The 23,566-nt window shown below is 40.3% G+C and carries 22 protein-coding genes; 16 read left to right on the top strand and 6 right to left on the bottom strand.

Translation table 11 applies throughout. The features are described from left to right. Positions 1-236 precede the first annotated feature (236 nt). The 5 genes from pheS (at position 237) to ACT170_RS04730 (ending at position 5,519) form a co-directional block, all read left to right on the top strand. The gene (gene pheS / locus ACT170_RS04710; protein WP_444818097.1) at positions 237-1,280 is read left to right on the top strand and encodes a phenylalanine--tRNA ligase subunit alpha; all 1,044 of its coding nucleotides are present in this window, start codon (positions 237-239) and stop codon (positions 1,278-1,280) included. 16 nt (positions 1,281-1,296) lie between these two features. Next, positions 1,297-1,815: a GNAT family N-acetyltransferase gene (locus ACT170_RS04715; RefSeq protein ID WP_038676209.1), complete on the top strand. Its 519-nt coding sequence runs from the start codon at positions 1,297-1,299 to the stop codon at positions 1,813-1,815. A 216-nt stretch (positions 1,816-2,031) separates the two neighbouring features. Next, on the top strand, positions 2,032-4,440 hold the full coding sequence (gene pheT, locus ACT170_RS04720) for a phenylalanine--tRNA ligase subunit beta (RefSeq protein ID WP_324711661.1): 2,409 nt from the start codon (positions 2,032-2,034) through the stop codon (positions 4,438-4,440). A 67-nt stretch (positions 4,441-4,507) separates the two neighbouring features. Further along, positions 4,508-5,089, top strand: coding sequence for a hypothetical protein (locus tag ACT170_RS04725; RefSeq protein ID WP_022496467.1), 582 nt, complete (start codon positions 4,508-4,510; stop codon positions 5,087-5,089). A gap of 91 nt (positions 5,090-5,180) precedes the next feature. Beyond that, entirely contained in the window at positions 5,181-5,519 is a 339-nt protein-coding gene (locus ACT170_RS04730; protein ID WP_002891184.1) for an ATP cone domain-containing protein, read from the top strand. A 41-nt stretch (positions 5,520-5,560) separates the two neighbouring features. Here the strand turns inward: ACT170_RS04730 and ACT170_RS04735 are convergent, their stop codons facing one another. Beyond that, entirely contained in the window at positions 5,561-6,826 is a 1,266-nt protein-coding gene (locus ACT170_RS04735; protein WP_038676205.1) for an aminotransferase-like domain-containing protein, read from the bottom strand. Positions 6,827-6,985: 159 nt separating this feature from the next. On the opposite strand from ACT170_RS04735, the gene ACT170_RS04740 reads away from it, so the two are divergent. The 6 genes from ACT170_RS04740 to nox all read left to right on the top strand — a co-directional run bounded on the left by ACT170_RS04740 (position 6,986) and on the right by nox (position 12,880). Next, positions 6,986-7,516: a DUF5067 domain-containing protein gene (locus ACT170_RS04740; RefSeq protein ID WP_022496466.1), complete on the top strand. Its 531-nt coding sequence runs from the start codon at positions 6,986-6,988 to the stop codon at positions 7,514-7,516. 137 nt (positions 7,517-7,653) lie between these two features. Continuing rightward, on the top strand, positions 7,654-8,163 hold the full coding sequence (locus tag ACT170_RS04745; RefSeq protein ID WP_004182063.1) for an ECF transporter S component: 510 nt from the start codon (positions 7,654-7,656) through the stop codon (positions 8,161-8,163). Further along, positions 8,164-9,021 carry a pyridoxamine kinase gene (locus ACT170_RS04750; RefSeq protein WP_004182033.1) on the top strand — a complete coding sequence of 286 codons (858 nt, stop codon included), beginning with the start codon at positions 8,164-8,166 and terminating at the stop codon, positions 9,019-9,021. Then, a complete protein-coding gene (locus tag ACT170_RS04755) occupies positions 9,011-9,541 on the top strand; it encodes an ECF transporter S component (RefSeq protein WP_004182018.1) in 531 nt (176 codons plus the stop codon). Before ACT170_RS04750 ends, ACT170_RS04755 begins: the two co-directional genes overlap by 11 nt. 138 nt (positions 9,542-9,679) lie before the next feature. Continuing rightward, positions 9,680-11,218 carry an ABC-F family ATP-binding cassette domain-containing protein gene (locus tag ACT170_RS04760; protein ID WP_004182134.1) on the top strand — a complete coding sequence of 513 codons (1,539 nt, stop codon included), beginning with the start codon at positions 9,680-9,682 and terminating at the stop codon, positions 11,216-11,218. Positions 11,219-11,506: 288 nt separating this feature from the next. Next, positions 11,507-12,880, top strand: coding sequence for a H2O-forming NADH oxidase (nox, locus tag ACT170_RS04765; RefSeq protein WP_038676203.1), 1,374 nt, complete (start codon positions 11,507-11,509; stop codon positions 12,878-12,880). 94 nt (positions 12,881-12,974) lie between these two features. On the opposite strand, the gene ACT170_RS04770 is transcribed toward nox, so the two are convergent. Continuing rightward, positions 12,975-13,961, bottom strand: coding sequence for an L-lactate dehydrogenase (locus ACT170_RS04770; protein WP_004182038.1), 987 nt, complete (start codon positions 13,959-13,961; stop codon positions 12,975-12,977). 221 nt (positions 13,962-14,182) lie between these two features. Between ACT170_RS04770 and gyrA the strand changes: the two genes are divergently transcribed. The 5 genes from gyrA (at position 14,183) to ACT170_RS04795 (ending at position 20,336) form a co-directional block, all read left to right on the top strand. Beyond that, positions 14,183-16,651 (top strand): DNA gyrase subunit A, encoded by a 2,469-nt coding sequence (gene gyrA / locus ACT170_RS04775; protein ID WP_444818098.1) that lies wholly within the window; start codon positions 14,183-14,185, stop codon positions 16,649-16,651. Further along, positions 16,651-17,412: a class A sortase gene (locus ACT170_RS04780; protein ID WP_038676197.1), complete on the top strand. Its 762-nt coding sequence runs from the start codon at positions 16,651-16,653 to the stop codon at positions 17,410-17,412. The genes gyrA and ACT170_RS04780 overlap by 1 nt, the downstream gene beginning before the upstream one ends. 37 nt (positions 17,413-17,449) lie before the next feature. Continuing rightward, a complete protein-coding gene (gene gloA2, locus ACT170_RS04785) occupies positions 17,450-17,851 on the top strand; it encodes an SMU1112c/YaeR family gloxylase I-like metalloprotein (protein ID WP_038676193.1) in 402 nt (133 codons plus the stop codon). 114 nt (positions 17,852-17,965) lie between these two features. After that, positions 17,966-18,934, top strand: a complete 969-nt coding sequence (locus ACT170_RS04790) for a DUF1002 domain-containing protein (protein WP_038676191.1) — start codon at positions 17,966-17,968, stop codon at positions 18,932-18,934. A gap of 139 nt (positions 18,935-19,073) precedes the next feature. Beyond that, the gene (locus tag ACT170_RS04795) at positions 19,074-20,336 is read left to right on the top strand and encodes an NRAMP family divalent metal transporter (protein ID WP_038676189.1); all 1,263 of its coding nucleotides are present in this window, start codon (positions 19,074-19,076) and stop codon (positions 20,334-20,336) included. A gap of 126 nt (positions 20,337-20,462) precedes the next feature. Here the strand turns inward: ACT170_RS04795 and ACT170_RS04800 are convergent, their stop codons facing one another. The 4 genes from ACT170_RS04800 to yghU all read right to left on the bottom strand — a co-directional run bounded on the left by ACT170_RS04800 (position 20,463) and on the right by yghU (position 23,543). Then, entirely contained in the window at positions 20,463-20,705 is a 243-nt protein-coding gene (locus tag ACT170_RS04800) for a type B 50S ribosomal protein L31 (RefSeq protein WP_003093591.1), read from the bottom strand. 105 nt (positions 20,706-20,810) lie between these two features. Next, entirely contained in the window at positions 20,811-21,743 is a 933-nt protein-coding gene (locus ACT170_RS04805; protein WP_444818099.1) for an FAD:protein FMN transferase, read from the bottom strand. Continuing rightward, positions 21,730-22,674: a DHH family phosphoesterase gene (locus tag ACT170_RS04810; RefSeq protein WP_004182107.1), complete on the bottom strand. Its 945-nt coding sequence runs from the start codon at positions 22,672-22,674 to the stop codon at positions 21,730-21,732. Before ACT170_RS04810 ends, ACT170_RS04805 begins: the two co-directional genes overlap by 14 nt. An 80-nt stretch (positions 22,675-22,754) precedes the next feature. Further along, positions 22,755-23,543 (bottom strand): glutathione-dependent disulfide-bond oxidoreductase, encoded by a 789-nt coding sequence (yghU, locus tag ACT170_RS04815; RefSeq protein ID WP_444818100.1) that lies wholly within the window; start codon positions 23,541-23,543, stop codon positions 22,755-22,757. Between the last annotated feature and the right edge of the window lie 23 nt (positions 23,544-23,566).

The raw sequence follows: 23,566 nt of genomic DNA on the forward strand, positions 1-23,566 counted from the left end.
TGAATAGAAGTCGTAGAGACTAGTAACCTTATGGAAATTGACAGGGATTGGAGGTCATGGACTGGAAGCCTCCTCAAGGGAAGTTCGGCGAATTCACTCATGAAAACGACTGACGAATCAAGGTCTGGGTAACCAGATAAAAAACGGATGGTACCGCGTGTCAACGCTCCGGGTTGGAGTTTTGGCATGTGGTTTTTTGTTTGCGATTCGAAATTGTTACATCAGAAAGGAATCTCATGGATTTACAAACACAATTGCAAGAGTTGAAAACATCAACGCAGGCTAAATTGGCTGAAATGCGTGGTGAACACTCTAAAGAATTACAAGAATTGCGTGTTGCAGTTTTGGGTAAAAAAGGCTCTTTGACGGATCTTTTGAAGGGGCTTAAAGACCTTCCTAATGAAGTACGCCCTAAAGTTGGTAAAATGGTCAACGAAGTTCGTGACGTTTTGACTGAAGCTTTTGACGAAGCCGCTAAAGTTGTTGAAGCTGCTAAAATTCAAGCACAACTTGACTCTGAAAGTCTTGACGTAACCCTTCCTGGACGCCAAGTCAAACTCGGTAATCGTCATATTCTTAGCCAAACAGCTGAAGAAATCGAAGACATTTTCTTGGGGATGGGCTTCCAAATCGTTGATGGTTTTGAAGTTGAGACTGACTATTATAACTTTGAACGTATGAACTTGCCTAAGGATCACCCAGCCCGTGACATGCAAGATACCTTCTATATTACGGAAGAAATTTTGCTTCGTACACACACAAGTCCTGTCCAAGCTCGTACACTTGATAAACACGATTTTTCTAAAGGTCCACTTAAGATGATCTCACCAGGACGTGTTTTCCGTCGTGATACAGATGATGCGACTCACAGTCACCAGTTCCACCAAATCGAAGGTTTGGTCGTTGGTAAAAACATCTCAATGGGTGATCTTAAGGGAACGCTTGAAATGATTATCCAAAAAATGTTTGGTGCAGAACGTCAAATCCGTTTGCGTCCATCTTACTTCCCATTCACTGAGCCTTCAGTTGAAGTTGACGTGTCATGCTTTAAGTGTGGTGGTAAAGGATGTAACGTATGTAAGAAGACAGGTTGGATCGAGATCCTCGGTGCTGGTATGGTTCACCCACAAGTGCTTGAGATGTCAGGCGTTGATTCTGAAGAATACTCAGGTTTCGCCTTCGGTCTTGGTCAAGAACGTATTGCCATGCTTCGTTATGGTATCAACGATATTCGTGGTTTCTACCAAGGGGATGTTCGCTTCTCAGAACAGTTTAAATAAGGTTTAGGAGGTTGTCATGTCAGTCGTTATTCGTAAGGTTCTTCCGGAAGAAGTAGCAGAATTAAAAGTTATCTCCGAAGATACCTTTAGAGAGACTTTTGCTCATGATAATACCGAAGCCCAGTTGCAAGGTTACTTTGACACTGCACTTTCTGAGGAAGTCCTCTTAGATGAAATCACTCATGAAGAATCGCGTTACTTTTTCATTCTCGTTGATGGTGAAAAGGCAGGTTTTCTAAAGACTAATGTAGGTTCTGCTCAAACAGAGCAGCATTTGGATAATGCCTTTGAAATTCAACGTATTTATATCAGTCAGGCCTTCCAAGGCATGGGCTTGGGTAAGCAACTTTTTGAATTCGCCCTACAAGAAGCTCGTGATCTAGGTTGTGATTGGGCCTGGTTGGGTGTTTGGGAAAGGAATTTCAAAGCACAGATATTTTACGATAAATATGGCTTCGAAAAATTCGCAGAACACGATTTTCCAGTTGGTGATGGTAAAGTTGACCGCGACTGGTTGCTTAAATTAAAACTATAAACCTATTATTAAGTTGATAGAGAGGAGTTTAAAAGGCGATTAAACGTGTTAGTTCGTCTTCCTCTTATATCAGATATACATATTCCTAAATTACAGAAAGGATTTGAACCCGCCCTAAGCTCTGGGCAAAAAAGATAAAGTCGCCTAGGTGCTGATGCACCAACGTTGCCTTTCCTATTTTTGCGGAGAGCTATTAACGGGCTTGGTATCATAATTATGCTAGTTAGTTATAAATGGTTAAAAGAGTTGGTTGATGTGGATGTTACCACTGCTGAACTCGCTGAAAAAATGTCGACGACAGGTATTGAAGTGGAAGGTGTTGAGACACCTGCTGAGGGCTTGTCAAAATTGGTTGTTGGTCATGTCTTGTCATGTGAAGATGTGCCTGACACACACTTGCACTTGTGTCAAGTAGATACAGGAGATGCTGAAGGTCCACGTCAAATTGTTTGTGGTGCTCCAAATGTCACTGCTGGAATCAAGGTAATTGTTGCCATTCCTGGTGCCCGCATTGCGGACAACTACAAAATCAAAAAAGGTAAGATTCGCGGCATGGAATCACTCGGGATGATCTGTTCTTTGGCAGAGCTTGGACTTCCAGATAGCATTATTCCTAAGGAATTTGCGGATGGTATCCAAATTTTGCCAGAAGATGCCGTTCCTGGCGATAGCATTTTCCCATATCTTGACCTTGATGATGAAATCATCGAATTGTCAATCACACCTAACCGTGCGGATGCTCTATCTATGCGTGGTGTGGCACATGAAGTCGCTGCAATCTATGGAAAATCAGTTCACTTCCCTGAAAAAACGGTTACTGAAGACAGCAAGCCAGCTTCTGATAAGATTTCAGTAGCCATCGAAAGTGATAAAGTGGCTACTTATGCTAGTCGTGTGGTTGAGAATGTCACTGTTCAACCAAGTCCACAATGGTTGCAAAACCTTCTTATGAATGCTGGTATCCGTCCAATCAATAACGTGGTTGATGTGACAAACTATGTTCTTCTTTACTTTGGACAACCAATGCATGCCTTCGATTTGGATAAATTTGAAGATTCACGTATCGTTGCCCGTGATGCCCGTGATGGGGAAAAATTAGTCACTCTCGATGGTGAAGAACGTGAATTGACTGCTGAAGATATTGTTATTACAGTTGCTGACAAACCAGTTGCTCTCGCAGGTGTTATGGGTGGCGCTTCAACTGAAATTGACAACAATTCTAAAAATGTCGTTCTCGAAGCTGCTGTTTTTGATGGAAAATCAGTTCGTAAGACAAGTAGCCGTCTCAACCTTCGTTCAGAATCATCATCACGTTTTGAAAAAGGTATCAATAACGATACTGTCCTTGAAGCACTTGATTTTGCTGCAGCTATGTTGCAAGAATTGGCAAATGGAACGGTGCTTGCAGGCCGTGTTCAAGCGGGATCTGTTGACACAGAGCCAGTTCAAGTTTCTACAAGCCTTGACTACGTGAATGTTCGCCTTGGTACAGAATTGACTTTTGCGGATATTGAAGATGTCTTTGCAAAACTTGGTTTCGGTTTGACAGGTGATGCAGATAAATTTACAGTTTCTGTACCACGTCGTCGTTGGGATATCAGCATCCAAGCAGACTTGGTTGAGGAAATCGCACGTATCTACGGCTATGAAAAATTGCCTACGACACTTCCAGAGGCAGCAGGAACAGCTGGTGAATTGACTGAAACACAAGCGCTTCGTCGCAAGGTTCGTACCATTGCTGAAGGTGCTGGATTGACTGAAATCATCTCATATGCTTTGACAACACCTGAAAAAGCTGTGGAATTTGCTGTGACACCTACTAACTTGACTGAGTTGATGTGGCCAATGACTGTTGACCGTTCAGCCCTCCGTCAGAACATGGTCTCTGGTATGCTTGATACTGTTGCTTACAATGTTAACCGTAAGAATAGTAACGTTGCTATTTACGAAATCGGTAAGGTCTTTGAACAAAATGGTAATCCAAAAGAGGAATTGCCAAATGAAATCAATACCTTTGCCTTCGCTATTTCAGGTCTTGTAGCTGAAAAAGACTTCCAAACCAAAGCAACACCAGTTGATTTCTTCTATGCCAAAGGGATTGTTGAAGCTCTCTTTGATAAACTTGAAGTTTCAGTTGACTATGTACCGACAAAAGATCTAGCAAGCATGCACCCAGGTCGTACAGCTGCTATTGTCCTTGATGGTCAAACGATTGGATTCCTTGGTCAAGTTCACCCACAAACTGCTAAAAACTACGGTATTCCAGAAACTTATGTGGCTGAAATTAACCTTAGTGCTGTAGAAGCAGCCTTGCAACCGGCTCAACCATTTGTTGAAATCACAAAATTCCCTGCAGTATCACGTGATATCGCCCTTCTTCTTAAGGCAGAAATCACACATCAAGAAGTTCTTGATGCTATCTACTCTGCAGGAGTCAAACGCTTGGTTGCTGTTAAACTCTTTGACGTTTACGCAGGTGAAAAACTTGGTACTGGTATGAAATCAATGGCTTATAGCCTTACCTTCCAAAATCCAAATGACAACCTTACAGATGAAGAAGTTGCCAAATACATGGAAAAAATCACCAAAGCCCTTACTGAGAAAGTCGAAGCAGAAGTACGTTAATAGTTAAAAATCCATCTGAGAAGATGGATTTTTAAGTGACTAGACTATATTACAAAAAGGAGTTAATTTGTTTTTAGAGTTTTTTGATGGGATATTAGGACATTACACTTTTGAATCTGATAAAGTCAATGTTCTGATTGATGGTTTACCCAGTTTTGCTTATCCCTTGGGTCAACTGACATTTTTAGTACTAGCCTATTGGTTATTTATTCATCGATACTTGAAAAAGTTTAAGAAAATGTCACCTCAGGATATTTGGGCTTGGCATAAAGAGACGTTCCGCAAAAGTAAATTATCTTTCATTGTCGTCCCAATAGTTTATCTGTTCGTTTTCGGAATGACCTATGTCTTAGTTGAAGATGTTTTGGCTACCGTCACTATTTACAAAGACTATAGAGGCCCTATAGCTAAAACCATTGATGGTCAAGTGGAAAAAATAGATATTAGTCATGTTGGGACAAAAACGAGTAGTGCTAGTATCAGTGCTCACTTTGTAAGCTCTGACGGGCAGACTTATGACATTCACCTGATAAACGGTGATAAGAGAATCGCTAATTATATGCGCCATCATAAGTCAGAGTCCTACACGGCAACCCTTTCCTTTGATAAAGATGGCAAACCAGTTTACATTTCTAAATTCTGGGAATAAGCAGTCTGGATAGCTCTTTCAGGGATTCGCACTTGACAAATATGTAAATTCTCTGCATAATAAAAGAAAAAGCCATGAAAAGAGGGTAGCCATGCAAATTATTAAACGTAATGGTCAAGTTGCTGAATTTGATCCTGATAAAATCTACCAAGCCATCTTAAAAGCAGCACAGACTGTGTATGTTCTTGATGATACTTGGCGCCAAAACCTTGCTCAAGTCACTAAAAAAGTAGTGCTTGATCTTCAAGATGCTCAGGTGGAACGCCCAACCATCAACATGATTCAGTCATTGGTTGAAAATCGTCTCATGGAAGCCGGATTTATCAATATTGCTGAACATTATATTTCATACCGTTTGCAACGTGATTTGGAACGTAACGGTTATGGAGATAAGGTAATCGTACATCTACGCTTTGAACAGACAAAATAAGAAAAAAGCCATCCAGCGATGGCTTTTTGTGTAGTCAATTTTTACTCAGTCTTTTTCAGGAGTTTCAGAAAGTAATTGAGTTCTTTCCCATGGCCTATCTGTAGATAGGTTTCAGAAGTAGGGCTGATAAAGGAGGATTCCAAAAAGCGAATCTGTTTTTTTGCCTTGAATTTTTCTAGAGAGAGTCCTTTAGGAAGCTGCCAGGTAATATGTCTAGGAGAAATCTGATAAGGAGTAGAAATCTTGGCATTCTCAATGCTTTCTCGACTTTTTTCCATAGTTTGCTGAAAGAGGTCCCGAAGTTTCTTAATATTTTTTTGAAACATGCCATTATCTAGATATACTGAAAGAGCCCTTTGCATGATAAGGTTGGTATCATAATCAATGAGTCCCTTATGGGCTAAGAAAGTTGCTTTGAGATTAGGTGGTAAGACGACACTACCTAGGCGCAGACCTGGAAAAAGGGCCATGGAAAATGATTTGATATAAATGACTCGATTCTGAGTGTCATAGTAGTGAATTGGTAGATTTTTGGTATCACTAAAGTCACCCATATAGTCGTCCTCGATAATATAAACATCGTACAGACTGGCCAGTTGTGCCAGCTTTTCTTTTTCTTTAGCGGTATAGCTTAGTCCAAGAGGGTTTGAGTAACGACTAATTGTATAAAAGAACTTAATCTGTCCAGACTTAAAGTGCTCTTCCAGTTTATCAAAATCCAGACCATCAAAATTACGCGTAATGGTTTCATAAGGTAAATTTTGGCGGTTGATTAGTTGGTTCATGCGGTGATAGGTAGGTTGCTCGATGAGAATTTTATATCCACCATTACCAAAATCTATTTGCGACAGAATGTAGAGGGCTTGTTGGCTTCCTGATGTAATGACAATCTGATCTGAATTGACGTAAATATCGTCAGCTGCAAGTCGGTTCTGTAAGGCTTTTACCAATTCTTTAAGTCCAGCTTGTTCATGGTAATAGTTAAAGAGGTAGTCCTGATGACCTGCTAAACTTTCATCGAGACAAAGCTTAAAATCTTCGTAGGCCAATTGATTGTAGTCGTTAAGGTTGAGGAGGGCTTTATCGTCTGTCTCGTTATACCCTTCGAGAACATAATAGCCACTTTTAGGAACGGCATAAATATAGTTCTGATATTTTAGGTCCAGGAGTGCTCTTTGTGCCGTATCCTTACTACAGACATAGGTCTGGCTAAGCTGTCGGATAGAAGGTAACTTACTTCCTTTTTCTAAGCTCCCATTTTTAATATCCTTAATAATAGACGCGACAATATCTTGGTAAACACTCATAACTGACCCCTCACAGATTTTTTATTATTGTACCCTACTTATCTTCTCTGAGCAAGTGAGCTAGGGGGATTTGACAAGATTATTAGATTTTGACATAATAAAAAGGTTGTAAGGTAAAACTAAATTCCCCTTTCAAACAAGTTTAAGGAGATTATAAGAATGACTTTAAAGAAAATCTTAGGACTTCTCGCTCTTGCTTGCTTAACAATCATCGGTTTGTCAGCTTGCACACCTGAGAAGGAACCTACTTGGACCTACGATAAAAACAAAATGCTATTTACGGGACAAGATGCTAGCGTACAAGTTCTTTCTGCAAATAAAATCGAATCACCTGAAGGTCAAAAAGCTGTACGCGTTCACTATAAACTTAGCAACTCAAGTAAAGAAACAATGAATGCCTACACTCTTTTGATGAAAGTTGTCCTTGATGTGAAACAAGAAAAGGAAGAAGTAAAGGTTGCTACAATGGTCTTTTCTCAGGATGATGACCGAGATAAGATGGCTAATAAGACCAAGATTGCACCTAAGGAAGTCAAAGAAGTCGTTGTTGACTATGCCGTTGAAGACTTTGATCATGATTTGGTTATTGATTTCTCAGACTACGGTACAGAAGCGAATGCGACTGCTAAACTTTCACTCCAAAATCTTGAGAAGGCACCTGTAAAATATTTTGATAAGAAAGCTCAATAAGATTTATCACCACATACTTGTGTGGTGTTTTTTGTTGTCTAAAATCTGTACCCGGACAGTAGCTAAAATACTATCTTGTTTAATCGTCAGAATTTTCATAAACTTAGACTATATTTATTTATCAAGGAGTTTTAGGTATGTCAGCAAAACGTTTAACCCTCTCTGCTTTTTTCATGGCACTTGTGATTATTTTGAGTTCTAGTCTCTTATCCATCCCTGTACCGGGTGGTCATTTCTATTTTAATGGGATTGTTATTTTCCTAGTTGGTTTAATTTTCCCACCTACAGAAGCAGTGATTATTGCAGGTATAGGTTCCTTCATCGGAGATTTTCTCTTTTACCCTCTTCCTATGTGGGTAACTCTAGTGACCCATAGCCTTCAAGTTCTTGCTATTGCACTTGTCGTTGGTGGTCGTTTAGGTAAATTGAGTAAATCTAGGGCTGCTCTTGGTCTCTTGCTCGGGGCTATTATTGATTTAGTTGGTTATGGTTTGGGAAGAGCCTTTATCTATGGAACACCAGCAGTTGCTATTATGAAAATTCCTTTTGATGTAATTGCTGCGATAATTGGTTTGGGCTTGGCCTATTATATTTATTTCCATACCGGATTTGTTAAACAGTTTAAAAAAGTTTGGGACGAAAAATAGATGGCTACAGTGATTGTTGCTAATGACCTTGTTGGGGTGGGTAAGGTTGCTTTGACTAGTAGCCTCCCTATCATGTCAGCCTGTCAAACTGAAGTCCTTCCTTTACCAACAGTTCTTTTATCTTCGCATACAGGGGAGTTTGAGAATATCTATATGCGGGATCTTACGGATGACCTGAAGGGATTCTATAAGCAGTGGGAGCACTTGGATTTTACAGTAGATGGCTTAGTAAGTGGTTATTTTAAGTCAAGAGAAGAACTAAAAATTGTAGGTCAATTGGCTCGTGATAAACGGATAGCTCTCTTTGTTGACCCTATTATGGGTGACAATGGTCGTCTCTATCAAGGTTTTGATATGGAATATGTAGAAGCTATGAAAGATTTTTGTCAGCAGGCAGATGCTATCATTCCCAATCTGACAGAAGCCTCTTTGTTAACGGATTCTCCCTATCTAGAAGTAGGTTCCTATGATAAGGCCACTGTTGATAAGCTTCTGCGAGATTTGACTAAGCTTGGACCTCGGAAGGTTGTCTTAACAGGTATTTCATTCGAGGAAGGCAAAATTGGTTTGGCTTATTTTGATAAAGAGACCAATAAAACGACTTATCTTATGAGGAAAAGCTATAAGTCTCACTTTTATGGCAGTGGAGATCTTGTAACAGCTATCTTGGCATCAGGCTATTTTCATCATCTGAATTTACTAAAAGTAGCTAATCTTGCCTTAGATTTCATGGATCAGGTCTTGTCTTCAACCCTAGCTAGTGGTCGTCCTTTAAAATATGGTCTCTGCTATGAGCCCCATATCGGTTATTTATTTAGTGGTTTTAATGCCCTATTGGAGGAGAAAAATGAAAAGTGATAAAACACGTGAATTAGTTGAATTGAGTTTGTACGCAGCTCTAATTATTGTTAGTGTACAGTTCATTCGTATTCCTTTTGGACCTCAATTTGTCCATTTGGGAAATGCTCTGGTTGTGATTGCTGTGTTGATTTTCGGAGCTAGGAAAGGTGCGCTAGTCGCAACAGTGGGCCTAGGCTTATTTGATATTTTCAATGGTTATGCTGCTGAGGTTTGGATTACTATTTTAGAATCTTTGATTGTTTGTTTTGTTCTCTATCTTGTTTTTGAAAAGCTACTCAAATCAAATGACAAAATGATGAACATCATTATTGTTGGCGTGATAGCTGCAGTAACCAAAATTATTTTGAATTTTGTTAAGTATACGATTATTAATAGTGTCGTTGCGGCTTTACCACTAAATGCTGCCATGGCATTGGCACTTACTAAAATTGGTGGGACCTTTGGGACATCAGTAGTGACAATCATTGCAGTTCCGCTCCTGTATCCTGTCTTCAAACGTATTTTACAGAAACATTAAGGATTTAGCAGGTTTGTCCTGCTTTTTCTTTTTAATTTTCCAGAAGCAGAGGTCCAAATTTTCACTAAAAAATGGTAAAATAGTAAAGTTAATGTCAAGAAAGGAAAGGGCTGAAAGCAGGTTTAGCCCAGATATACTATGTCTATTTTAGAAGTCAAAAATCTTAGTCACGGATTTGGTGACCGTGCTATTTTTGAAAATGTCTCATTCCGTTTGCTCAAAGGTGAGCATATCGGTCTTGTCGGTGCTAACGGTGAAGGAAAGTCAACCTTCATGTCTATCGTTACTGGAAAATTGCAACCAGATGAAGGTAAGGTAGAGTGGTCTAAGTATGTTACAGCGGGTTACTTGGATCAGCATGCAGTTCTTGAAAAGGGAATGACAGTTCGTGATGTCCTTCGTACGGCTTTTGATGAGCTTTTTAAAACTGAAGAACGCATCAACGAAATTTACATGTCTATGGCTGAAGAGGGTGCTGATGTTGATGCTCTGATGGAAGAAGTAGGAGAGCTTCAGGATCGCTTGGAAACGCGTGATTTCTATACATTAGATGCTAAGATTGATGAGGTTGCTCGTGCTCTTGGTGTCATGGATTTTGGTATGGACACAGATGTAACAGACCTTTCAGGTGGTCAACGTACCAAGATTCTCTTGGCCAAGTTGCTACTTGAAAAACCAGATATCTTGCTTCTCGACGAGCCAACCAACTATTTGGATGCAGAACACATTGCCTGGCTTAAACGTTACCTTCAGGAGTATGAAAATGCCTTTGTTCTTATTTCGCATGATATTCCGTTCCTAAACGATGTGATTAACATTGTCTATCATGTTGAAAATCAAGACTTGGTTCGCTATGCAGGTGATTATGATAATTTCCAATCTGTCTATGCTATGAAAAAGGCACAATTGGAAGCTGCCTATGAACGTCAGCAGAAAGAAATTGCAGACCTTCAGGATTTTGTTAACCGTAACAAGGCGCGTGTTGCTACGCGAAATATGGCCATGTCTCGTCAGAAGAAATTGGATAAGATGGAAATTATTGAATTGCAGGCTGAGAAGCCAAAACCTGAATTCCATTTCAAGGAAAGCCGTACACCTGGACGTTTTATTTTCCAAACCAAAGACCTCGTTATTGGTTACGACCGCCCTTTGACCAAGGCTCCTTTGAATCTAACCTTCGAACGTAATCAAAAAGTAGCTATCGTGGGTGCCAATGGTATCGGTAAGACTACTTTGCTTAAGAGCCTGCTTGGTATTATTCAACCACTAGAAGGAGAAGTTGAAACAGGTGACTTTATTGACCTAGGTTACTTCGAGCAAGAAGCAGAAGGGTCACGTCAGACGCCTCTTGAAGCGGTTTGGGATGCCTTCCCAGCCTTAAATCAAGCTGAGGTCCGTGCGGCTCTAGCCAAATGCGGATTAACCTCTAAGCATATTGAAAGCCAAATTCAAGTGCTTTCAGGTGGAGAACAGGCTAAAGTTCGCTTCTGTCTCCTTATGAATCGTGAAAATAATGTTCTTGTTCTGGATGAACCTACCAACCACTTGGATGTTGACGCCAAGGATGAATTGAAGCGTGCCCTTCAGGCCTTCAAGGGCAGTATCCTTATGGTATGTCACGAACCAGAATTTTATGAAGGTTGGACAGACGTTTGGGATTTTAATGAGTTAGTATAGAGATAAAAGAGTGTTGACATTCTCTAAAGAGAAAGTTACTCACTCTTTTTTTATATTTTAAAGCAAAGTAACTTTCTAGGATTTGGTAAGACAGTGATGGTGTTAAGAAAGGTAACCGTCATCATAAAGTGTTTTTCTACCTATTTTGACATGATCTACTTGGGTTTTGAGCATAGAAACTTAATTTGTTCAAAAAGTAACAAAGTCTGAGCATAAAAGGTGTAACCGTTTTCCGATTATGGTAGAATAAAATAGTAAACTATTATCAAAAGAAAGTTGGATAAACTTATGTCAAAAATCGTAGTTGTTGGTGCTAACCACGCTGGTACTTTTAGTATTAATACTATTCTCGATAATTACGGAGACCAAAATGAAGTAGTTGTTTTCGACCAAAACTCTAACATTTCATTCTTGGGTTGTGGTATGGCTCTTTGGATCGGTAATCAGATTTCTGGTTCAGACGGACTCTTCTATGCAACAAAAGAAGGTCTTGAAAGCAAAGGTGCTAAAGTTTACATGAACTCACCAGTTGAGTCAATTGACTTTGATGCTAAAACTGTCACAGCTCTTGTCGATGGTAAAGAGCATGTTGAATCATATGATAAATTGATTTTGGCTACTGGCTCACAACCAATCTTGCCTCCAATCGAAGGTGCTGAAATCAAAGAAGGTAGCCGTACTTTCGAAGCAACACTTGAAAATCTTCAATTTGTTAAACTTTTCCAAAACGCTCAAGAAGTTATTGATAAGTTGAACGACAAATCTCAAGATATCAAACGTGTAGCGGTTGTAGGTGCTGGTTACATTGGTGTTGAGTTGGCTGAAGCTTTCCAACGTCATGGAAAAGAAGTTATCCTTATCGACGTTGTTGATACATGTTTGGCTGGTTATTATGACCATGATTTGACTGAACTTATGGCTAAAAATATGGAAAGCCACGGTATTAAATTGGCATTTGGTGAAACTGTTAAGGCAGTTGAAGGAGATACTAAAGTTGAACGTATCGTCACTGATAAAAATGCTTACGATGTCGACATGGTTGTCCTTGCAGTAGGTTTCCGTCCTAACACAGCTCTTGGTGCTGGTAAATTGGAAACATTCCGTAATGGCGCTTACCTTGTTAATAAGAAACAAGAAACATCAATCAAAGACGTTTATGCAGTTGGTGACTGTGCTACCGTTTATGACAATGCTCTTGAAGATGTGAACTACATTGCCTTGGCTTCAAACGCTGTTCGTTCAGGTATTGTCGGTGGTCATAATGCCGGTGGTGGCGATGTTGAATCAAACGGTGTTCAAGGATCAAATGGTATCTCAATCTATGGTTTGAACATGGTATCTACTGGTTTGACAGAAGAAAAAGCAAAACGCTTTGGCTTCAATCCAGCAGTAGTAGAATCAACAGATCTTCAAAAAGCTGCCTTCATGGAAGATGAAAATGAAGACGTTACAATCAAGATTGTTTATGACAAAGACACGCGTAAAATTCTTGGAGCTCAAATGGTATCACGTATGGATATCTCTATGGGAATCCACATGTTCTCATTAGCTATCCAAGAAGGAGTTACAATTGATCGTCTTCAATTGCTTGATTTGTTCTTCTTGCCACACTTTAACCAACCGCTTAGCTATATTGCTAAAGCAGCTATCTCAGCTAAATAATCTTAAACAGCTAATTCGACTGAATTAGCTGTTTTTTCTTTTTTTAATACGAAAAAAGCCTCCTACTGGAGACTTTTATTTAACTAATGTTAGATTAGTTTTTTGAAGCTTCTTGGAAATCAGGGTTTTTCCATGCTTCATCAATGATAGCTTGCAATTCGTCAGCAGAAGCTTTCATTTTTTGTTGTTCCGCATCGTTCAATGGGATGTTAACTGGACGTACGATACCGTGTGCACCTACGATAGCAGGTTGACCGATAAAGACGTTGCTTACACCATATTGACCTTCTTGGAATACAGACAATGGAAGTACTGCATTTTCATCGTCAAGAATAGCTTTAGTGATACGTGCAAGAGCTACGGCGATACCATAGTATGTAGCACCTTTTTTGTTGATGATTGTGTAAGCGGCATCACGAACACCTTCGAACAATTCAACCAATTCAGCTTCTTGAACGTTTTCTTTATCTTTAAGGAATTCTTCAAGGTTTACACCGGCGATGTTAGCGTGTGACCAAACGGCAAATTCTGAGTCACCGTGTTCACCCATGATGTAGGCGTGAACTGAACGAGCGTCAACGTCAAGTTTTTCAGCAAGTGCTTGACGGAAACGAGCTGAGTCAAGTGAAGTACCTGAACCGATAACGCGTTCTTTAGGGAAGCCTGAGAATTTCCATGTTGAGTAAGTCAAAACGTCAACTGGGTTAGCAGCTACAAGGAAGATTCCTTTGAATCCTGATTCAACAACTTGAGTAACGATTGATTTGTTGATTGCAAGGTTTTTACCAACAAGATCAAGACGAGTTTCACCTGGTTTTTGTGGAGCACCAGCAGTGATAACTACAAGGTCAGCATCCGCACAGTCTTCGTATTTAGCTGCATAGATTTTTTTAGGTGAAGTGAAAGCAAGCGCGTGGCTAAGGTCAAGCGCATCACCAACAGCTTTTTCGAACAATTGTGGAATTTCGATGATACCAAGTTCTTGAGCGATACCTTGGTTTACAAGTGCGAAAGCGTAAGATGAACCTACGGCACCGTCACCAACGAGGATGACTTTTTTGTGTTGTTTAGTTGCAGTCATGGGTCTAAACATCTCCTTATTTTTTAATTGGGTTACCCCGTACACTGCTTATTCTACCACTTTAAGTGATAGATGTCACGAAATAATAAGTAATTATTGGATGAAAGCGTTTTACACAAATGAAAAATAAAGCGTTTTATGGTATAATAATATAGAAATTTTCTATACTCTTTTATTAGAGTTTGGAATGATTTGAATGAAAGAAAAGAGGCATTTTTAGAGTGCAAGATAATAATTTAATTGACGTTAATTTGACGTCTGAGATGAAGACGAGCTTTATCGATTATGCCATGAGTGTTATCGTGTCTCGTGCTCTTCCAGATGTTCGTGACGGTTTAAAACCGGTACAACGTCGTATTCTTTATGGAATGAATGAGCTTGGGGTGACACCTGATAAGCCACATAAAAAATCTGCCCGTATTACCGGGGATGTCATGGGTAAATATCACCCACACGGAGACTTATCTATCTATGAAGCCATGGTCCGTATGGCGCAATGGTGGAGCTACCGTTACATGTTGGTTGATGGTCACGGTAACTTTGGTTCTATGGACGGAGATGGGGCTGCCGCTCAGCGTTATACTGAGGCGCGTATGTCTAAAATCGCTTTGGAGATGCTCCGTGATCTCAACAAGAATACCGTAGATTTCCAAGATAACTATGATGGATCAGAACGTGAGCCAATCGTTCTTCCGTCACGTATTCCCAACCTTCTTGTCAATGGTGCGACAGGGATTGCCGTTGGTATGGCGACTAACATTCCACCACATAATTTGGCTGAAACGATTGATGCTGTCAAATTGATGATGGATAATCCTGAAGTCACAACGCGTGAACTGATGGAAGTTCTTCCTGGGCCAGACTTCCCAACTGGAGGCTTGGTCATGGGGAAATCTGGTATTCACAGAGCATACGAGACTGGTAAGGGTTCTATTGTCCTTCGTTCACGTACTGAGATTGAAACAACTAAATCAGGTCGTGAGCGTATTGTTGTCACTGAGTTTCCTTACATGGTCAATAAGACCAAGGTTCATGAACATATCGTGCGTTTAGCTCAAGAAAAACGTATTGAAGGGATTACAGCAGTCCGTGACGAGTCTTCTCGTGAAGGGGTACGCTTTGTCATCGAAGTGCGTCGTGACGCTTCTGCCAATGTTATCTTGAACAATTTGTTCAAATTAACGCAACTTCAGACTAACTTTAGCTTCAACATGTTGGCCATTGAAAAGGGTGTTCCTAAAATCCTTTCCTTGCGTCAAATCTTGGCTGACTATATTGCGCACCAACAAGAAGTTGTGGTTCGTCGTACACAGTTTGACAAGGATAAGGCTGAAGCACGTGCCCACATTTTAGAAGGTTTGCTGATTGCTCTTGATCATTTGGATGAAGTGATTACGATTATCCGTAATAGTCAAACTGATGCTGAGGCTCAGGCTGAGTTGATGGATCGCTTCGAACTCACAGAACGTCAAAGTCAAGCCATTCTTGATATGCGTTTGCGTCGTTTGACAGGTTTGGAACGTGATAAGATTCAAAATGAGTACAATGATCTCCTTGCCTTGATTGCTGATTTAGCTGATATTTTGGCAAAACCAGAACGTGTCATTGCTATCATCAAGGAAGAATTGGACGAAAGCAAGCGTAAATTCGCGGATGCGCGTCGTACCGAGCTGATGGTCGGGGAAGTCATTTCTCTTGAAGATGAAGATCTCATCGAAGAGGAAGATGTCGTTATCACTCTTTCAAACAAGGGGTATATTAAACGTTTGGCTCAAGACGAGTTCCGCTCTCAAAAACGTGGAGGTCGCGGAGTCCAAGGTACTGGTGTTAACGATGATGACTTTGTTCGAGATATTGTCTCAACAAGCACTCATGATTACCTTTACTTCATGACTAATAAGGGGCGTGTATACCGTCTCAAGGGTTATGAAATACCTGAGTATGGTCGTACAGCCAAAGGCTTACCTATTGTCAATCTCTTGAAGTTGGACGAAGGTGAGACCATTCAAACTGTCATTAACGCTAAGAGTGATGAAGCTTCTGAAAATAATCATCTTGTCTTTGTAACTCGCCAAGGTCTGGTTAAACGTACCAAAGAAGCAGAATTTAAGAACATCCGTCAAAACGGTTTGATTGCCTTGAAACTTAGAGAAGGTGATGAGCTAATCAATGTCTTCTTGACCACTGGTAATGAAGAAATTGTCATTGGTACCAAATTTGGTTACAGTGTACGCTTCAAAGAGGACACTATTCGAAGCATGAGCCGTATGGCTGCCGGTGTTAAAGGTGTCACTCTTCGTGATGGTGACCAAGTTGTAGGTGCAGCTGCCATTACAGAAGACCAAGAAGTCTTGATTATCACTGAAAAAGGTTACGGTAAGCGTACCTCAGCTACTGAGTACCCAACGAAGGGACGTGGTGGTAAAGGTATCAAGACTGCTAATATCACAGAGAAGAATGGTAACCTAGCAGGTATTGTCACAGTGTCTGGTGATGAGGATATCATGGTCATCACCGATACAGGTGTTATCATCCGTACTGCCGTTGCTAATATCTCTCAAACTGGTCGTGCAACTCAAGGGGTTAAGGTCATGCGTTTGGATGACTCTGCTCGTATTGTAACCTTTGCTTTAGTTGAGCCAGAAGAAGTTGAACAAGCTTCCGAAGACCAAGAAAGTGGTGACAACTAATGAGCAAAGATAAGAAAAATAAAACAACAAAGAAACGCCCTAAGTGGCTGGATATTCTTCGCTGGGTGTTGATTGTTGTTCTCTTGGTTGTTGGTTTAGCCTTGATTTTCAATAAGTCTATTCGAAACACAGTAATTGCTTGGAATACAAATAAGTATCAAGTGAGCAAGGTTTCTAAAAAGACTATTGAGAAAAACAAGGAAGCTAAGACGAGTTTTGACTTTGATACCGTTAAATCAATTAGCACAGAGTCTGTCTTGCAGGCACAGATGGATGCTCAGGAACTTCCTGTCATTGGTGGTATTGCCATTCCAGAGGTAGGTATCAATCTTCCTATTTTCAAAGGACTTGGTAATACTGAGTTGACCTACGGTGCTGGAACTATGAAAGAAGACCAAGTCATGGGTGGTGAAAATAACTATTCACTAGCTAGTCACCACGTCTTTGGTATTGCTGGTGCATCTGACATGCTATTTTCACCGCTAGATAAGGCTAAGGAAGGCATGAAAATTTATCTTACGGATAAAAATAAGGTCTATACTTATGTCATTAGTGAGGTCAAGGTCGTCCAACCAACCGAAGTAGCAGTGGTTGATGATACACCAGGCAAGTCTGAAGTTACTTTGGTAACTTGTACGGATGCTGAAGCAACCCAACGTACAATAGTCAAAGGTGAATTGAAATCGCAGGTAGATTTTGACAAGGCAAGTTCAGATATTATTGAAGCCTTTAATAAATCATACAATCAATTTCAAAGTTAAGAAAGGGGCCCTCGGGCCTTTTTCTATGGAGGAAAATATGTTTTTAAATACAGTGCACCATGTTGCTATTATTGTTTCTGATTATGACTTGTCTCGAGATTTTTATGTTAATAAACTTGGTTTTGAGATTATTCGGGAAAATCACCGTCCGGAACGCCATGATTATAAGTTAGATCTACGTTGTGGAGATATAGAACTTGAAATCTTTGGCAATAAGACAAGTGATCCGAACTATGTGGAGCCACCCAAACGCCCGTCTTATCCTGAGGCATGTGGCTTACGTCATTTAGCTTTCAGAGTGACTAATATTGAAGAGGTTGTCAAGAGTTTAGAAGAAAAGGGTATTTCCTGCCAACCCATCCGCAAGGACACTTTTACCGGTGAAAAGATGACTTTCTTTGCTGATCCAGATGGTCTCCCCTTGGAGCTGCACGAGTAGTTTTTTTGACCCTAATTATTTAAGTCATGGTATAATAGGTGAACGGCTGAGCCTAGAGTCAGTCGTCCTTTAGGAGATTATGGAATAATATTCTATTTTCGAAAGGAAACACACATGAAATTGAAAAAACTTCTTGTTACTGGGATGGCTATATTGGCTTCAGTAACAGCTTTCACTTCGGTTGCTCAAGCAGCAACCTCATCACAAGTCCAAAAGGTTATTGATGAATCCTATGTTCAGCCTGATTATGTGATGGGCTATTCCTTGTCAGAGGATCAGCGTAATGAAACCCTGAATTTACTGGGATATGATAGTAGTAAGGATACCAATGTTAAGACACTTACGACATCAGCTTATGCAAAAATTATGAACGTTGCTGACGATTCTAGTCTTCAGCTATATTCTTCAGTTAAGATTGCTAAGCTAGGTGCTAAGGAAACCTTGAGTGTAGAGATTGTGACACCGCAAAATATCACGAAAATCACTCCAGATATGTACCGTAATGCTGCAACGACACTTGGTATCGAACACGCCAAGATTACGGTAGCAGCACCAATCGCAGTTACTGGAGAAAGTGCCTTGGCTGGTATTTACTATTCGCTTGAGCAAAATGGGGCTAAGGTTTCTGATGAAAGCAAAGAGCTTGCGCAGGAGGAACTTAAAACCCTTTCTCAAATTAATGAGGAAAATTCAGGCAAGAGTGACTATGATGCCGACAAGCTTAATGTAGCTATGACTGATATTAAGTCAGCAGTTGCTGATAAAGGGGATAAGTTGACTGAAGACCAAGCTAAAACGATTGTTCAGCAGACTATCAATAATTACAACTTGGATCTTTCTGATACGCAAATTAACCTTCTAGTGAATTTTGCTATGAATTTATCTAAGTCTTCAATCATTGACAGTGCTAGCTTTAAGTCAAGCTTGAGATCACTTAAAGATTCTATCGTTTCCAAAGCTGGTAATACTTTCTCTGGAATTAACTTAAACTTTAATGCCAACAAAGCGGTTGAGAACAGCAAAAATATCTTTGCACAAATCTGGCAAGCTATCGTAGATTTCTTTACAGGACTGTCTAAATAGTAAAAGAGCTATCCGTTTGGATGGCTTTTTTCTATTTTTCAGAAAAATGTGAAATACTATTGAAATTATTCCAACAATTGTGTAAAATGGTAAACATCAATTCAGATTATTCTGAAAATTTGTTTTAGGAGATTTTCTTATGTCACAAACAAGTGCAACTAGTCAGTCTACCTGGCGTAGTAAAATAAAAGCAATGGGACCTGGTATCCTAATGGCTTCAGCGGCCGTAGGTGGATCCCACATTGTTTCATCAACCCAAGCGGGTGGTTCTTATGGATGGGCCTTGCTAGGCTTGGTTATTCTTGCTAACCTCTTTAAATACCCATTTTTCCGTTTTGGTGCTGAGTATACCGCAGATACGGGTAAAACCCTCGTTGAAGGTTATGCTGAGAAAGGTAAGTTCTATCTTTGGGTATTCTTCATTTTGAATGTCTTCTCAGCCTTGGTTAATACTGCGGGAGTTTCTATTCTTTGTTCAGCCATCATTGCTAGTGCCTTTCCAATGCTTGGTTTGACTATTACCACATGGTCAATCATTTTGGTTGCCATTATCTGGGGGATGTTACTCTTTGGTGGTTACAAACTTCTTGATGGTATGGCCAAATGGATTATGTCAGCTTTGACTATTGCAACAGTAGCAGCAGTTATTATTGCGGCAATCAAACATCCAGAGTACAGTGCTGACTTCGTTGAAAAAACACCATGGCAGCTCGCAGCCCTTCCATTTATCGTTTCACTTCTTGGATGGATGCCAGCACCAATTGAAATTTCAGCCATTAACTCACTTTGGTCAGCTGAGAAAAAGAAAACTGTTGATTTCAACACTGATGATGCCCTCTTTGACTTTAACGTTGGTTACATCGGAACAGCTATTCTTGCGGTATTCTTTGTAGCACTCGGTGCTCTTATCCAGTACCCAACTGGTAAACCAGTAGAAGCAGCATCAGCTAAGTATATTGCACAGTTTGTTGGTATGTACGCATCAGTGCTTGGTGAGTGGTCACGCTATTTGATTACCTTTATCGCTTTCTTGTGTATCTTTGGTACTGTAATTACCGTTATTGATGGTTACTCACGTGTTAACGAAATTTCTCTTCGTCTTTTGTTTAACCAAAAAGAAAAAAATCAAACACCTTTGAATGTTTGGATGACCTTGACAGCTATTCTTGGTCTCATCATTATTTTCTTCTTCCAAGGTCAAGTAGCAACCATGCTTCGTTTCGCCATGATTGGTTCATTCCTTACAACACCTTTCTTTGCGCTTTTGAATTACGTACTTGTTACAAAAGAGAAGAAAGACCTTCCAACTTGGTTGAAAGGACTTGCTATTGCAGGGTTGATCTTCCTGTTCGGATTTGCCCTCTTCTTTATCTGGGCTTTGGCTATTGGTAAAGCAGGTTAATAGGATTAAACGGTTTCCATATGGAAGTTGTTTTTTTATTATATAAAGATGGGAGTAGGAGAGTTTAGACTCAAGAGCATACAAAAAAACCATTCCAATCGGAATGGTTTAACAACAAGATGTTGCTTATTTGAGACCGTATTTTTTGTTGAAACGATCCACGCGTCCGTCTGCTTGAGTGAATTTTTGACGGCCAGTGTAGAATGGGTGTGAATCTGATGAAATTTCTACACGGATAAGTGGGTAAGTTTCACCTTCGAATTCAACTGTTTCGTTTGAGTGTTTAGTTGAACCGCTAAGGAATTGGTAACCAGTAGTTGTGTCCATGAATACTACTTGACGGTAATCTGGATGGATATCTTTTTTCATGTTAAAATATTTCCTTTCTGCCATGGTACTTTCCGCACCATAGTTTTTTTAACTATTTTAGTTTATCAAAAGGTGGTCTTCTTGACAAGTCTTTTTTACTATTTTTTAGGAAATTCGCATTTTGTAAATGCCACCTGTCTGAAAGCAGTGATTGTCTTTATCAACGATGATTGCTTCAAGCTCAGCTTGTGAACTAACTTCCTGGAAAATGCGTTCGAGACTAGAGCCAAATAAACGAGTTGTCCAAATTTCACCATCCACTGAGAGGGATGAAATAATGGTAAGACTGGCTAGGTCACTGGAGACTGGATAACCAGTCTGGCTATCAAAAATATGATGGTAGGTTTTGCCATCTATCTCAAAAGTACGTTCATAGATTCCCGAAGTGACAACAGACTGGTCTCTTATAGCAAGCACCATAAGATTTGTGTTTCTAGTCTCCTTAGGATTTTGAATACCAATTCGCCATTTTTGGTCAGGATTATGGAGGGCTGGTCCAAAGGTTAGGACATTACCTCCGAGATTGATTAGGGCGCTGGTTACTTTTTCAGCTTTAAGAAAATCTGCAATACGATCTGCAATATATCCTTTTGCTAGGGCACCAAGATCAATTTTCATCCCTTTTTCTTTGAGAAAAACACTTTGATTTTCCTCAGATAGAAGAATGGCATTAGGATTGATGATATCAAGGAGCGGACGAATTTCTTCAGGAAGAGGCAGCTTAGCATCAGAAAAACCAATGCGCCAAGTCTGAATGAGAGGTCCAATAGCAATATTAAGGTGACTTCCAGGTTGGCAGCTATGCCATTTTCCAAGAGAAATAAGTTCAAAAAGCTCCGGGTGAACTGTCACTGGATGTAAGCCTGCTGCCTTGTTAATTTTCATGAGTTCGGAACTGTCGTCATTAGCTGAGAAGCGCTTGTTGTAGGTATGTAGAAGTGCTTCAACTTGGTCTAGCAGGGGTTCTGGTTCTTTATGATAGATAGAGACGTCAATCACAGTTCCCATGAGACGTACACGACGATTAGTGAGTTGCATGGGCAACAGTATCCTTAATTTCTTGATAGATTTGTTCGTTTTCTTCTAAGCTGTAGGAATTGGCCCCACTAGCAAGTGGGTGGCCGCCACCATCATGGCGTTTGGCAATCTCGTTGATGACAATGCTTTTACTACGTAGACGGACACGGTAATGTCCTTCAGGCTGCTCTACGAAAATAGCCCAAGATTCGACACAATCAATACGGCCTGGAGTTCCAACAATGGCAGAACTTTCAGCATCAGTGACATTGAATTCATCCAAAATCTTTCGTGTCAAGACAACTCGAGCTGCACCATTTTCATCGACTTCTAGATTATCGAAAACATAACCTTGTAGTTTAGCAATTTTGAAAGGAAAACTGTCCATACGACGAGCCATTGCTGCAAAATCAAAGTCGTATTCACGAAGTTTAGCCGCGATTTGAAGTGTTTTAGGAGTAGTAGATGGAAAGAGGAAGCGACCTGTATCGCCAACAATACCATTGTAGAGAACACGCGCAGCAGCATCTGACAAGGAAAGGCCAAGGCTGAGGGCCCAGTCTGTCACAATTTCGCTGGCGCTTGAAGCAGTCGTATCAACAAGTAGAAGGTCACCGTAGGCATCATCGTTAGGATGATGGTCAATTTTGATAAGGAAGTCACCTTTATCATAACGATCGTCGTCGATACGAGGGGTGTTGGCAGTATCGGTAACAATAACAAGTGCCCCTTCATAGTCTTGATCAGCTACCTCGTCCATCTCAGCAATCCAAGATAAGGTAGGTTCATTGACACCTGTCGCAAGAACCTTTTTATCTGGAAAGTTTGTTTTTAAAATTTCCTTCAGTCCTACCTGACTACCAATGGCATCTGGGTCAGGTCTTTGGTGGCGGTGGATAATAATAGTGTCGTAGGCTTTGATTTTTTCTAAAATAGCTTGAAATACAGTCATGAATGTCTCCTTGTGATTTTGCTTCTATTATATCATGAAACAATAGAAAAACGGTTAGCCTAGGCAAACCGTTATAAAAATTAGATTTCTTTATAGTCGACTTCAAGTCCTCGTTTAACTGCTGGACGGTCGACAATTTTTTCAGTCCAAGCTTGAAGATGCTTGTATTCTTTAACATCAAGGAAAATACCAGCCTTATCCCAAATCTTATCTTGAGCAAGACGGCCATACCAAGACCAGATAGCGATATCAGCGATAGTATATTCATCGCCAGCAATATAAGGTTTGGTTGCTAATTCTTTATCGAGCAAGTCGAGTTGGCGTTTGGCTTCCATGGCAAAACGGTTGATGGCATATTCGATTTTTTCAGGTGCATAGTGGAAGAAGTGCCCAAAGCCACCACCTAGAAAAGGAGCAGCACCTGTTTGCCAAAAGAGCCAGTTGAGAACTTCCGTACGTTTTCCGTGATCAGTTGGAATGAGTTTGCCGAATTTTTCAGCCAAGTAAAGGAGGATGTTAGCTGATTCGAAGACACGAACTGGTTGGTCTTCAGAGTAATCCATCATGGCTGGAATCTTTGAGTTTGGATTGATTGAAACAAAGTCTGAGCCGAATTGATCACCGTCACCAATCTTAATACGATAAGCGTCATAACCTGCTTGAGTTACACCAAGTTCTTTCAATTCTTCCAGCATGATAGTTGCCTTGATACCATTTGGTGTCGGAAGAGTATAGAGTTGGAAAGGTTGGTCACCTTTAGGTAAAGTTTGTTCAAAACGTGCACCAGCTGTAGGTTGATTGAGGCCACCCCAGGCACCTCCCATAGAGGTTGGGTTTTCCCAAACTTCTGGTAAAATATAGTCAGACATAAAGTTTCTCCTTGTATTCTTGA

The organism is Streptococcus sp. cx1 (assembly GCF_052384325.1).
GTDB classification, from domain to species: Bacteria; Bacillota; Bacilli; order Lactobacillales; family Streptococcaceae; genus Streptococcus; species Streptococcus salivarius_G.

Coding starts and splice junctions, on each gene's coding strand:
- ACT170_RS04790 (WP_038676191.1), top strand. CDS start 17,966: ATGAAATTGAAAAAACTTCTTGTTACTGGGATGGCTATATTGGCTTCA.
- ACT170_RS04735 (WP_038676205.1), bottom strand. CDS start 6,826: ATGAGTGTTTACCAAGATATTGTCGCGTCTATTATTAAGGATATTAAA.
- yghU (WP_444818100.1), bottom strand. CDS start 23,543: ATGTCTGACTATATTTTACCAGAAGTTTGGGAAAACCCAACCTCTATG.
- nox (WP_038676203.1), top strand. CDS start 11,507: ATGTCAAAAATCGTAGTTGTTGGTGCTAACCACGCTGGTACTTTTAGT.
- ACT170_RS04800 (WP_003093591.1), bottom strand. CDS start 20,705: ATGAAAAAAGATATCCATCCAGATTACCGTCAAGTAGTATTCATGGAC.
- gloA2 (WP_038676193.1), top strand. CDS start 17,450: ATGTTTTTAAATACAGTGCACCATGTTGCTATTATTGTTTCTGATTAT.
- ACT170_RS04810 (WP_004182107.1), bottom strand. CDS start 22,674: ATGACTGTATTTCAAGCTATTTTAGAAAAAATCAAAGCCTACGACACT.
- pheT (WP_324711661.1), top strand. CDS start 2,032: ATGCTAGTTAGTTATAAATGGTTAAAAGAGTTGGTTGATGTGGATGTT.
- ACT170_RS04770 (WP_004182038.1), bottom strand. CDS start 13,961: ATGACTGCAACTAAACAACACAAAAAAGTCATCCTCGTTGGTGACGGT.
- ACT170_RS04715 (WP_038676209.1), top strand. CDS start 1,297: ATGTCAGTCGTTATTCGTAAGGTTCTTCCGGAAGAAGTAGCAGAATTA.
- ACT170_RS04780 (WP_038676197.1), top strand. CDS start 16,651: ATGAGCAAAGATAAGAAAAATAAAACAACAAAGAAACGCCCTAAGTGG.
- ACT170_RS04745 (WP_004182063.1), top strand. CDS start 7,654: ATGTCAGCAAAACGTTTAACCCTCTCTGCTTTTTTCATGGCACTTGTG.
- ACT170_RS04805 (WP_444818099.1), bottom strand. CDS start 21,743: ATGCAACTCACTAATCGTCGTGTACGTCTCATGGGAACTGTGATTGAC.
- pheS (WP_444818097.1), top strand. CDS start 237: ATGGATTTACAAACACAATTGCAAGAGTTGAAAACATCAACGCAGGCT.
- ACT170_RS04755 (WP_004182018.1), top strand. CDS start 9,011: ATGAAAAGTGATAAAACACGTGAATTAGTTGAATTGAGTTTGTACGCA.
- ACT170_RS04750 (WP_004182033.1), top strand. CDS start 8,164: ATGGCTACAGTGATTGTTGCTAATGACCTTGTTGGGGTGGGTAAGGTT.
- ACT170_RS04730 (WP_002891184.1), top strand. CDS start 5,181: ATGCAAATTATTAAACGTAATGGTCAAGTTGCTGAATTTGATCCTGAT.
- ACT170_RS04760 (WP_004182134.1), top strand. CDS start 9,680: ATGTCTATTTTAGAAGTCAAAAATCTTAGTCACGGATTTGGTGACCGT.
- ACT170_RS04795 (WP_038676189.1), top strand. CDS start 19,074: ATGTCACAAACAAGTGCAACTAGTCAGTCTACCTGGCGTAGTAAAATA.
- ACT170_RS04740 (WP_022496466.1), top strand. CDS start 6,986: ATGACTTTAAAGAAAATCTTAGGACTTCTCGCTCTTGCTTGCTTAACA.